Annotated in this window: 9 protein-coding genes; 3 read left to right on the forward strand and 6 right to left on the reverse strand. The window is 68.5% G+C overall.

All coding sequences use genetic code 11. The features are described 5' to 3' along the window. Both A3IC_RS0109410 and A3IC_RS0109415 read right to left on the reverse strand, forming a co-directional pair. The coding region (locus A3IC_RS0109410; protein WP_020549807.1) for a group I truncated hemoglobin at positions 1-340 on the reverse strand (340 nt) is incomplete at its 3' end. A gap of 490 nt (positions 341-830) precedes the next feature. Continuing rightward, on the reverse strand, positions 831-1,265 hold the full coding sequence (locus A3IC_RS0109415; protein WP_106668840.1) for a transposase: 435 nt from the start codon (positions 1,263-1,265) through the stop codon (positions 831-833). On the opposite strand from A3IC_RS0109415, the gene A3IC_RS0109420 reads away from it, so the two are divergent. The 3 genes from A3IC_RS0109420 (at position 1,237) to A3IC_RS0109435 (ending at position 5,906) form a co-directional block, all read left to right on the forward strand. Continuing rightward, positions 1,237-1,593 carry a hypothetical protein gene (locus A3IC_RS0109420; protein ID WP_158695868.1) on the forward strand — a complete coding sequence of 119 codons (357 nt, stop codon included), beginning with the start codon at positions 1,237-1,239 and terminating at the stop codon, positions 1,591-1,593. The two genes, A3IC_RS0109415 and A3IC_RS0109420, sit on opposite strands and share 29 nt — an antisense overlap. 606 nt (positions 1,594-2,199) lie before the next feature. Further along, the gene (locus A3IC_RS0109430) at positions 2,200-3,558 is read left to right on the forward strand and encodes an alpha/beta hydrolase family protein (RefSeq protein WP_158695869.1); all 1,359 of its coding nucleotides are present in this window, start codon (positions 2,200-2,202) and stop codon (positions 3,556-3,558) included. 176 nt (positions 3,559-3,734) lie between these two features. Continuing rightward, positions 3,735-5,906: a hypothetical protein gene (locus tag A3IC_RS0109435; RefSeq protein ID WP_158695870.1), complete on the forward strand. Its 2,172-nt coding sequence runs from the start codon at positions 3,735-3,737 to the stop codon at positions 5,904-5,906. A 263-nt stretch (positions 5,907-6,169) separates the two neighbouring features. On the opposite strand, the gene A3IC_RS0109440 is transcribed toward A3IC_RS0109435, so the two are convergent. From A3IC_RS0109440 to A3IC_RS53385, 4 genes are all read right to left on the reverse strand, one after another. Then, positions 6,170-7,360: a methyltransferase domain-containing protein gene (locus A3IC_RS0109440; RefSeq protein WP_020549813.1), complete on the reverse strand. Its 1,191-nt coding sequence runs from the start codon at positions 7,358-7,360 to the stop codon at positions 6,170-6,172. Continuing rightward, positions 7,357-8,379 (reverse strand): ATP-grasp ribosomal peptide maturase, encoded by a 1,023-nt coding sequence (tgmB, locus tag A3IC_RS0109445; protein WP_245599194.1) that lies wholly within the window; start codon positions 8,377-8,379, stop codon positions 7,357-7,359. Before tgmB ends, A3IC_RS0109440 begins: the two co-directional genes overlap by 4 nt. After that, the gene (locus tag A3IC_RS0109450; protein WP_245599195.1) at positions 8,369-8,581 is read right to left on the reverse strand and encodes a hypothetical protein; all 213 of its coding nucleotides are present in this window, start codon (positions 8,579-8,581) and stop codon (positions 8,369-8,371) included. Before A3IC_RS0109450 ends, tgmB begins: the two co-directional genes overlap by 11 nt. Positions 8,582-9,138: 557 nt before the next feature. Beyond that, a complete protein-coding gene (locus tag A3IC_RS53385) occupies positions 9,139-10,278 on the reverse strand; it encodes an AbiJ-related protein (RefSeq protein ID WP_086018422.1) in 1,140 nt (379 codons plus the stop codon). Between the last annotated feature and the right edge of the window lies 1 nt (position 10,279).

A 10,279-nucleotide genomic window follows, 5' to 3' on the forward strand; every position in this document is an offset into this window, starting at 1 on the left:
CTACTCCGGCGGCGGTCAGCGACGCCGCCAGGTGCTCGACGAACCTGGCGAAGTGCCGCTGCTCTATTCGCAACCACCCGAGGCGATGGACGTCCTTCATCGAGCGGCTCTTCTCATACACCACGTCTCCCCAGGGCTGCCTGTACAACGGGCGGCCCCGGTACTCCACCGGCCCGCCCAGAGCGTGACCCAGGAACTCGGCCTGACGCGCCTTGATCCGGTCGAGGTCGCGGTTCGCGAAGAACGGGGCGAGGTCCGCATCGAGCACGATGCGCCGGTAGAGCCCGTCCAGCACCTCCACCAGGACCGGCTCACCGCCGATGGACTCGTAGATGCTCATGACACTCCTCGGGTCGGGACCGTCCCTCCTATGACAGTCGAGAAAGGCGGGGAATGGCAAGCCCTCGGCGCCTGTACGGAGTTGCGATCATCGTCGCCGACGAACGCATGGACCGCCACCCTGCCGCAACGTGAACCGACCCATGAGAAACGGGAGTTGATCGATCCGTTTCCACCGATGGCCTGGCGGGCGGCGTCATCGACCGGCTGTTGTACCTCATGTCGGGACAACCACCGCATCCGAGCGCGCCGGCCACGTGTCCGCAGGTCGGTGAAACCGCCGAATGCGCGGCGAGTACGCCGACACGGTTGGCGTCGCGTCGGACAACCTCCCCTCATCCGACGCGAGGTTGCGGCCCGGTGCAGGCCTGCGAGCAACGCTGTCGGTCCCTGTCTCAGCTTGACTCTGAAGCTGATCGGAAGATCAATGCTCAGCCAGGCAGGCGGCAGCGTCCGAGCCGCTTGCGGACCGGACGCCAGGGTGAGGTCGGTCAGGCGGCCGTGGGTTCGAGGGTGACCCGGTGGCCGAGGGCTTGGAGCCGGCGGACGAGATCGCGGGTCTTGCGGGCGGGATTGAGATGCCGTTGGTGCCGGTCGGAGCCGAGTTCCCGATGGGAGGCGCCCGGGTCGTTGATCAGGTGCCAGGCGATGTCGAGTATCGAGCGGACGACGGCGACCAGGGCTTTGACGTGGCCGCGGCGTTCGACGATGCGCCGGTAGCGGGCGCCGAGGAAGGTGTCGGTGCGGGCGGCGGCGTTGGCGGCCTCGCCGAGGGCGCCCTTGAGCCGGGGGTTGCCCTGCCCGGCCGGGCCCGCGGTGTTCTTCGCTCCGGACTGGATCGTGCGGGGGCACAACTTCGCCCACGAGACGAGGTGTTCGGGGGTGGGGAAGCGGGTCGTGTCCGCGCCGATCTCGGCAAGGATGATCTGCGCGGTGGCCGATTCCGGGGACGGCGTCCAGCTTCTCGGTCAAGGCGCCGGCGTTTACGCCGCCGGCGGACGGTTCTGCTCCCGGGCCCTCGTGTGGGGTGGCGATCTCTTCCAGTGTGTGGGTGATGAGCCGGTCGAGTTCCCGGATCTGCGCGGTGGGATGGTCGACGGTGCCGAACAGTACTCGCAGCAGCCGGGCGTGGTGCTCGTCGAACTGCCCGGTCAGGGCCTCGACGAGGGCTGGCTTCTTCTTGACCACGCTGCCCTTCGCAAGGTCGGCGAGGGCGCGGGTTGCGCTCGCCGGCGACCATCGCGTCGAGCATGACACGCCCGGACATGCCGAACAGGTCCGAGACGACGCCGGACGGCTTGATCTGCGGGTCCTGGAGGGCCTTGTCGACTCGGTGCCTGTGGCGCGTGCGTTCCTGTGTGAACACGGTGCGGGTGCGGGTGAACGTACACCGCGTGGGCACACTCCCCCGCCTCGCGTCCCACCTCCGCCAACGCACCGCACGACGGCACCGAACGCATCACCAAACCCAGCCTCGACGCGATTCGTCATGAGTCCGTTGCGCACCGTCAGCAAGGGAACATGTCAGCGTAGGGGTCCGGTTCCCCAGTGGCAGGGTCGAGTCCTGCCTTCCGGCGGAGTTGCCCCACCCGCCAGCGGACGAAGGTCGGTGGTGAGCAGTTCCACAGCTCACCACCGATGCTGATCGGCCAGGGCGACCACCCGTCGCAGTCCTCCCGGACCACCCGACGCAGGAACTCGACCATGCCGAACGGGTGGACCGTGAAGGTCGGGTTGGTGTGTCGTCCGTAGACCAGGGCCGCTGCCGGCGGTGATGGCCGCGTTGAGCTCCTCCGTCCAAGCGATGACACGGTCGGAGGCCTTGTAGCCTTGCCGCGAACAGTCACCCAGGGGGAGCAGTTGGTCAAGAAGATCAGCCGGCGGGATTTCAGCGTCGTGGAGTTCGACAGTTCGCGGGTGAACCTGCACCTCCACGAGGATGATCGCCGGAAGAGCCTCTCCGTGTTCGTGCATGGCCTGGGCGGGCGGGGCTACAAGACGTGGGGGCGTCTGCCTGGAATGATCTTCAACGGTGGCGAGGGCATGCCTCCAGCGGACGTCGCCGTGTACGACTACGAGAGCGGGCTGCGCGCCCTGTTCCGTCGGGGAGCCGACCCGGCTTTCCATGCAGCCCAGCTGCGGGAGGCACTGGATCGTCTTTCGGACGACTACGGAGAGATCTACATTGCCGCGCACAGTCTCGGCGGTCTGATCGCGCATTCCGCCGTGCACTCGTATCTGGCGGACGTCGCGTTTGACGGCGGACCCGAGGTCACTCCGATCGCTGCGCTGGCCTTGTTCGCGTCTCCCAGCGTCGGATCGAGGTGGGGCGACTTGATGCCTTCTCTGCTATTCCGTGAGAAGCGATGGCTTCAGAGGTTGCCGCCTCAACCCAGCGAAGCCATTCAGTTCTTCGCGACCCGCGTGGAAGGCCATGCAGTGGGCACGACCGGCGGTCGTAGATTTCTGCTGCCGCGTTACGCCGCTGTCGGCGACAAAGTCAGGTTCGTCAACAGGATCAGCGCGACCTTCGCCATCGACAAGGATCAGATCACGTATCTGGCGGGGACACACTCCTCGATCGTGAAACCGGCATTCGATGATCTCGCGCAGTTGCGATGGCTCCACGAGATCATGACGAAAGTGGACCTGGCGAGGACCCAGTTGCGTCGTGAGGCGGCAGACGCCGCCCGGCACCGAGCTGGCGCCGCGACGCCGCCTCCAAGTCCGGTCACCCGGTTGTTGGTCGGCTCCCAGGGAGCACGGTGGGCGGAGATCTACGACGAGGTCCGCCTGGGGTTCTCGGAATCCGCGGCGGCCGTCGAGGACCATCGCCGCCGTCCCGACCTCCCCATCACGTTGATCTTCGCCGTGGTCGGCGCCAAGGCCGTCCTCGAGCGGCGGCACACCATCACGACGATCGTCTCAACGGCGTGTGGGGCCTACACGAGCGATCAGGTGCCCGTCGGTATCTTCGTCGTGGGCACGAACGCCTCCGCCGCCGAAGCGGTGATTCACGACTCGCTCCCCACAGACATGGCCCCAGGCCCCTTCTTCGTCCAGGGAACCGCAAGCGAGGAGGGGCTGCGAAACCTCATGTGGCGCCGACTCGTGGCGGAGTTTGGTACCGCTCCGCCGCGGACCTCACAGGAGTTCGGCGGGCTCACACATCCGCACCTCGGTCGCCACGACGGCCTCGGGAGGTACGACTACCGATGAATCTGGCCTGGATCGTCGCTGCCCTGTGTCCCCAGGACGTGGCCCCTTGCACCGACTACCCCGATTCCGAGGACACAGCGACGGCCGTGGGAGCCATCGCGGCGATCGTGAGGGGCTTTCCCCCACGCCGTGCAATTCGCGACGCCGGCCGTCCGGACAAGAACGTGTCCGATGTCATGCGTTCCCTCGCCCCGGACGGCATCGTGGAGGCAACGGCCGAGTTGACGCGCACGATCGTGGACGGTGAGCAGGACGACCTCGCCCTGCTGTGCGTGCTCGCCCTGTTCACCTGCAGTGCAGCGTCCGAGTTGGACGACTACCGGACGTGCGACATCGTTTTGGACACTCTGCTCGATCGAACGGCCGGACCCACCCACGACGACAGGCTCCTACGAGCGATCCTGCTCCAGCAACGCGCGCTCCGGTGGCGGGATTCGGGGCGCCGGCACATCGAATCGAGCGAGGAAGCCCTACGCCTGCTCGACACCTTGGACGTGTCACGCCTGTCACCCCTCCCGGCCGACTCTCGTCCCGGTAGCTCCGACACCGCCACACTGGCCCGTGTGGTAGCCGCCGTCCGTGATGCCGCATACAGCCTCATCCCCGCCTCCGCAGACGAGGCGCCACGGTTTGGCACCTCGTCGGAGCAGGTAGAGCGCGTGCATCGGATGCGCGCCGACACCCTCTCCAAGTCTCTGGAGCAGGCCTACAAACGGGCCTTCCGGCCGAGGACACGAACGATCGGCGGCGCGGGTGCGCCGGACATGTTCTTCGCGGCGTTGCAACTCGAGCTGCTCGGACACCGTCTCGTCTACCGGGCCCGCAAGGAGACGGCCCTGATGCGTTTGCTCGCGGACCCGGGCTCGACTCTGCGCGCCGAGGGCCTGGACGACACTCTGCGCCTGCTGCGCCACGCCGGGGCACAGTCCGAACTCGAGGCGACCGTGGAGCGGTTCCGCGAGGCGGGTCCGCTGTCGGCGCTGAGTCGGGACGCGCGTCAGATCCTGCTCCGTCGCAACTCCGTGTCCCTGTTGGGGTCGGCCGAGCTGCGTGTTCTGCGCGGCGCGGCGGAGGTGTTGACGAGTGTCGAGGCGCGAACCGCGCTGGAATCCGTCGTCGAAGTCATCGCGAATGGTGGGCCGATGCACGCGCCCGGTCGGTGGCGGCCGATGGCGAGCCGGTTGGGTGACGCGTGGCGTTCGGCCGCCGTGTTGGCCAACACCGCCGGTGTGCCGGGACGGGTTGCCGAGATTCTGCTCGACGCGACCGGCTTCGCGGGTCCTGCCGACAACGAAACCTTGGATCGGTCCATCGGTTGGGCCCTGAATGATTTGGACTGGGCGGGGGTTCCCTCCGAAGTGACCGCTCGTTGGGCGTCCTGGCTCGAGGGTGATCGGTCGTCCCTGCCCGTCACGGTCGGAGTCGTCGAGGCGCTTCCGGGCGTGGGAACGACCTGGGCGAATCGGCCGGTCGATGACCTCCATTCGGCGGCGGCGTACTTGAACGCGTTGGTGGGCGGCGTGGATGTGCGTGCCGACGGGGTCGGCTTGGCCGTCGACCTGCTGAAGGACTCCCTCGCCGCCATTCGGGAGGAGGCTGCGCGCGGCGAGTATTCCCTGCACGACCGCAGTGCGGCCGACGTCGCCGCGGCGTACATTGTCCATGCCGACGCGACGCTCCTGTGGCAGGATCTCGCGGCGTTCATGGTCGACGGGCGTGTCCAACGGATGGATCGTTCCCCGGCTTTCGATCGTCTGGCCCGTGAGCGGCCCTCGTTGCCCGGCGGCGTCGCGGGGATCTTCCGGGAACACGCCGAGACCCTGTTGCGGGACACGAGCATGGTCGACGTGTTCGAGCCGGGACCCGCCCTGGTCCCCTATCCCGAGGCGTTGCGCTTCCTGGTCTGCTACGACCTCGTCGACGAGATGAGGGCACACGCCTCCATCGCCCGGCTTGCCGGTTCCCCCGATCAGTCCGCCCGTGAAGAGGCTGCCCGAACCGTCGCGACGGTTGCGGCAGTCCGTACGAACGCGTGGCTCCTGGCCTTCGCCTTGCAGTTGAGCCATGATCCCCGGGCAGCCGTCAAGGCCTACGCCGGGCGGGCCCTGGCTCTCCTGGCCGTCGACCACGAGTTCGAGCCGGTCGCCTCCGAGCGCCTGGTCGAACTGCTTCGCGAGGACGGCATGCTCGTCCCCCTGCTGATCCTGCGTGCCCTCGACCGAAACCGAGTCCCACCGACCGTGGCCCAGGAGATCACCCGCCTCGTCGACGCCCACCCCTCCCGGCTCGTCCGCGTCACGGCGGCAACCCTCTCCACACCGCAAGACACCGCGAACCCGGGCTCATGAGGCGTATCGTCGGCCGCCGTACGGATCGCGCGCACGCGCGACATGCGACGAGCGGTTGAGTCGGGAGTTCGCGCTTGCCGCACCCGGATACGTGGATTCGCTGTCGGATATGAAGCGATCCGACCAGGATTTCTGCGTCCGTGCGACCGATGACGGCGCTTCTCTGATGCGCGGAATCGAGGAAGTGCGACAGCCGTAGACGGTTTGGCCCGGTTCCCCTTCGAGGGGGGCGCCCCCACCCCTGCGCATTCACCACGACTTGTTTACAGCGTCCAGGTGTACGCGTGCCCGTCCGGTGCGGCGAGGCGGACGTGTTGGCCGGTCGGGCCCGCCTCGAGGGTGAACCACTCGCGGCGCGGCCGATTCAGGTCCAGCCACAGGTGATACGCCCGCTCGATCGGCGCCCACAGGTCCCGCCGGCCGAACCGGGCGACCTCGGCTCCGGAGTCCGTCTCGGTGACGGTGGCGGCGCGGCCGTCGGGCGTACGCAGGGTCGTGACGTGGCGGCCTTCGGTGTGGGCGAAGGTGCGGGTGGTGTGGGGGTCGAGGTGGAGTTGGGCGAAGAAGGAGAACGTCCAGTCGTCCAAGACTCGGGGAGTCAACGCCGAGGTGCGAGTCCGCTCCGCGGCGTGGCCAGCCTCCGGGTGGGCGGGTCGAGGGCGGCCTTCGGCAACGTCGGTATCGGTGTCGGGCAGCAGAGGCATGAAGGCGGCGGGGGTGTGCATGAGGCGGCCTGAGGCGGTGCCGTCGGGGAGTTTCTTCAGCCAGGCGATCGATCCGCCGGCGAGGGTGCCCTTGAGGGGAACCACCAACACCGCGCTCGGCGCGCACTGTTCGATCCACGCCGGGGGGACGCGCGGAACCGAGGCGGTCGCGATCAGCCGGTCATACGGGGCGCTCGGGGCCCAGCCCGTCGTGCCGTCGGCCAAGAGGACGTCGGGGGTGAATCCCGCGGTCTTGAGGCGTTCGCGGGCGGTGTCGACCAGGTGGGGGGTGTGGTCGACGGTGGTGACGTTGTCCGCCCCGACGAGCCGGGAGAGCAGGGCGGCGTTGTAGCCGCTGCCGGTGCCGATCTCCAGCGTGCGGGCGCCCGGGACGGGGTCGAGGGCGTCGAGCATGTCGGCCATCAGGTCCGGCGCGGTCGACGAGGAGGTCGGCACCCCGGACACACCCTCGGGCGGGGCGTGTTCGGCGTGGACGCCGTCGACCTCGGTGATCAGCGATTCCCCCGAGTACACCGCGTCCCACCAGGCATGGTCGGCGTCGTCGGCGTGCCATGGGGTGAAGCGGTCGCCGCTCTCGCGGCGGTAGAACACCGGGGTGAACACGTGCCGGGGGACGTTGAGGAACGCCTCGGCGATTCGGGACGAGAGCACGACGTCGCCGGCGGCGATGCGCTCGACCAGGCGCACCCGGGCGGCGATCAGGGCCTGGTCGTCGTCGAGGACGCTCACATGACTCCTTCGAGGTAGTCGGCGATCGCCACAGTGATCGGCAACCCGGTGGCCTGTTCCACGAACCCATACTGCCCGGACGGGTTCAGCTCCAGCATCACCCACGCGCCGGCCGGGGTGATCACGAAGTCGAACGCGCCGTACGGCAGACCGAGCGTGTCGAGCATCGCCAGGACACCCCGGGTCACGTCCGGCGGCGGGTCGCAGACCTTGTAGGCGAGGCTGTCGTAGTCGCGCCGCCAGTCGACCCGGGCGGCGGCGGAACCGGCGTGGATCTCGGCCGCGAACACCCGGCCCGCCACCAGCGTGAGCCGACACTCGTACGCCTTGGGGACCGCTGCCTGAAACAGATGCGCGGTGGTGGCGATCGCCGGATCGTCCAGCGCGTCCGGGTCGACAACGCTCGCGTACACCGCCACCGACTCCCCGTCGACGACGCCGCGGACCGGACCGAACGGCTTGTACACCACCGGGCCCGCGACCTCGGCCGCGAACGCCCGCGCGGCGGCCGGGTCGTTGGTGATCAGCGTGCGCGGGACCGTCAGACCGCACTCGGCCGCCACCCGCAACTGCAGCGGCTTGTACTCGGCATCCGCCGCCCGACCCGGAGGCGGCAACCACCGGCACGGCAACGCGGCCAGGAGCCCGCCGAAGCCCAGACGGGCCTCACGCTCCGCGACCCGCCGCGCCGGCACCGACATGCCGGCCGGGAAACGCGGCCGGGTCGGACGGCGGTAGTAGACCGACCGCACCGCGGCAAGGTCCAGCTCGCGCCGGTCGTTCCGTAACGTCCCGGACCAGGCCGCGCCGTCGAACGACGCGGCCAGGGACAACTCCATCGGGAACTCGGCCAGGTCCGCGCGAAAGACTGGAACCGTTCGCCGGTTGAGCTCCTCCACCACCAGATCCGCGGTCGGATCGAAACGACCCGACAGGACCAGGACATGGCCCTCGCGGCGCAGCGACGGGGGCGGGCCTGTGGGTGTGGGCGTGGGTGAGTTGCCGGGTTCAATCGTCACTGGTGCCGGGGTCGTCCGGGGCGTCCATCTGGCCCGACGGCTGGGTGGGGCCGTAGGTCTTGGGCGGGTTCTTCGTCATGTACACCCCGGGCGGGAGGTCCTCGTACACACCGGTCTGCGCATCCTCGTCGTAGGACAGGTCCTCGGGCAGAATGCCGCCGGTACCGGTGACCGTCACCAGGAACCGGAACGCAAACGGCACCGGGCCCTGTCGATCCGACAGATCCGGCAACGGCTCCGCCCCCGACGGGTTCACCGGCAGACGCGACTCCGGCGCGTCCAACGCCCATCCCACGGTTGACCGTTCACGTGCACCCGTATCGGCCACAGCCGTCCCCTCCCCGCACGGTGATGACACCCCGAGCATGCACACCCACACACCGCCACCACAAGAGGAGCGCAGGAAGGGACGCGAGCGGCGGCGGGTGGCGAGCGGGATCAGTGACGTTTGGCGATCCTTCGACGTCCGCTCGCACCGCGTCGGTTTTCTCGTTGACCCTGCCTCGAACCCCGCCGCACCATCGACTGTGGCGCGGTGTGGTCCTTGCTTCACCGCCGGGCAGCGTCGTCGAGCCGGCTGCGCCCGCCGCTGCGTAGCCGGGTCGGGGCGCGGGCAGCCCTTCTGAGGGCGATCGAGGACGTGGTCGAGATGCTCTCTCCAACGCGGTGATCGCCGGTGCGAGGCCGACATCGGCGCGGTCGACGGCGTGTCCGGGGAATCGTGTGGGCTCCGGCCGTCTCCGGGGGCCGGAGGTGGGTTCAGGTCGCGGAGACGCCGAAGCGCTGGAACAGTTCGGTGAAGAATTGATCGACCATCTCGTAGGCNTGCGCTCTCGTGNCTGCGGGCGCNTCGTCGTCCGGGAGTTCCACGGCGCCGAAGCGGAANACCTCGTAGCCCCGCAGCTTGAGTTCGCGGTCGGTGCGTGCGTTGTGCGCGTACGCGTGGGGGTCCGGGCGTTCGTTGCGGGTGTAGTGGTGTTGGCCGTCGACTTCGAGCACGACGCGATGGCCGCCGGGAAGCAGCATGAGGAAGTCCATGCGGTGTCCGAGGAGTGCTTTCGCACCGCGTTGTTTGACCGTCTTGGGATCCCAGTGGAGCCAGATCTCCGGGAGCAGCGCGGGCAGGTTCGGCACGGACGGCCCGTGGATGCGGTGGTAGAGATCGAACAGTGTGCGTTGTGGCGGCGAGTTCTCGGGGAGGGATTGTTTGAGCCGCGCGTACAGGGTCGCTTTGGCCGTCTTGTCGTCGTCCAGGCCTTGCGTTTCCTTCCACCATGCCTGGAGGTCGCGCCGGCGGATTCCGTCGGTGCCCAGGGGGCGGTCGTAGACCAGGACGGTCTGCGGGTTGTCCACGATCTCGATGTCGTTGTTGATGCCGTCGGTGACGCGAATGTCGGGTTTTCCGCCGTCGGGAAGGGCGGCGAAGATCAGATTTTTCGGGCGTCCGCTGGTGGACCGGGTGGACAGCACACAAAAGACCGGGTAGCCGCCGTCGCTGTCCGTCTCGCGCAGTTCGAGGCCTGCGGCGTGCAGGTGGGGGTTCATGGCATCGACGAGCCGGCGCTGTACCGTCTCGTCCAGGACGATGTCGGCGGACACGATGCCCTCGAGGAAGAGCGCGAATCGTCGGTCGGTGGCTTCGAAGGCGCCGAGGTTTTCGAGGAGTTGCTCCGTGGTCCAGTCGCCGGGATTCCTGAGGACGTGTTGTTGTATTCGCGAACGCAGGTCTTGGGCGTTGCCGAGGAGCATTCCCAGGAGTTGGTCGCCCNGNACCCACAGTCGGTCCAGCAGCGCCATGAACCGGTCGGCGTCCCGGACGAGGTCCTCCACGTCGAGGGTCCGGGCGATTTCGCGTCTGGTGCGCTTCGGGACGACCGGGTGCTGCTCGATCGTCCACACC

Origin of the sequence: Embleya scabrispora DSM 41855 (genome assembly GCF_000372745.1) — a bacterium.
Classification (GTDB): Bacteria; Actinomycetota; Actinomycetes; order Streptomycetales; family Streptomycetaceae; genus Embleya; species Embleya scabrispora.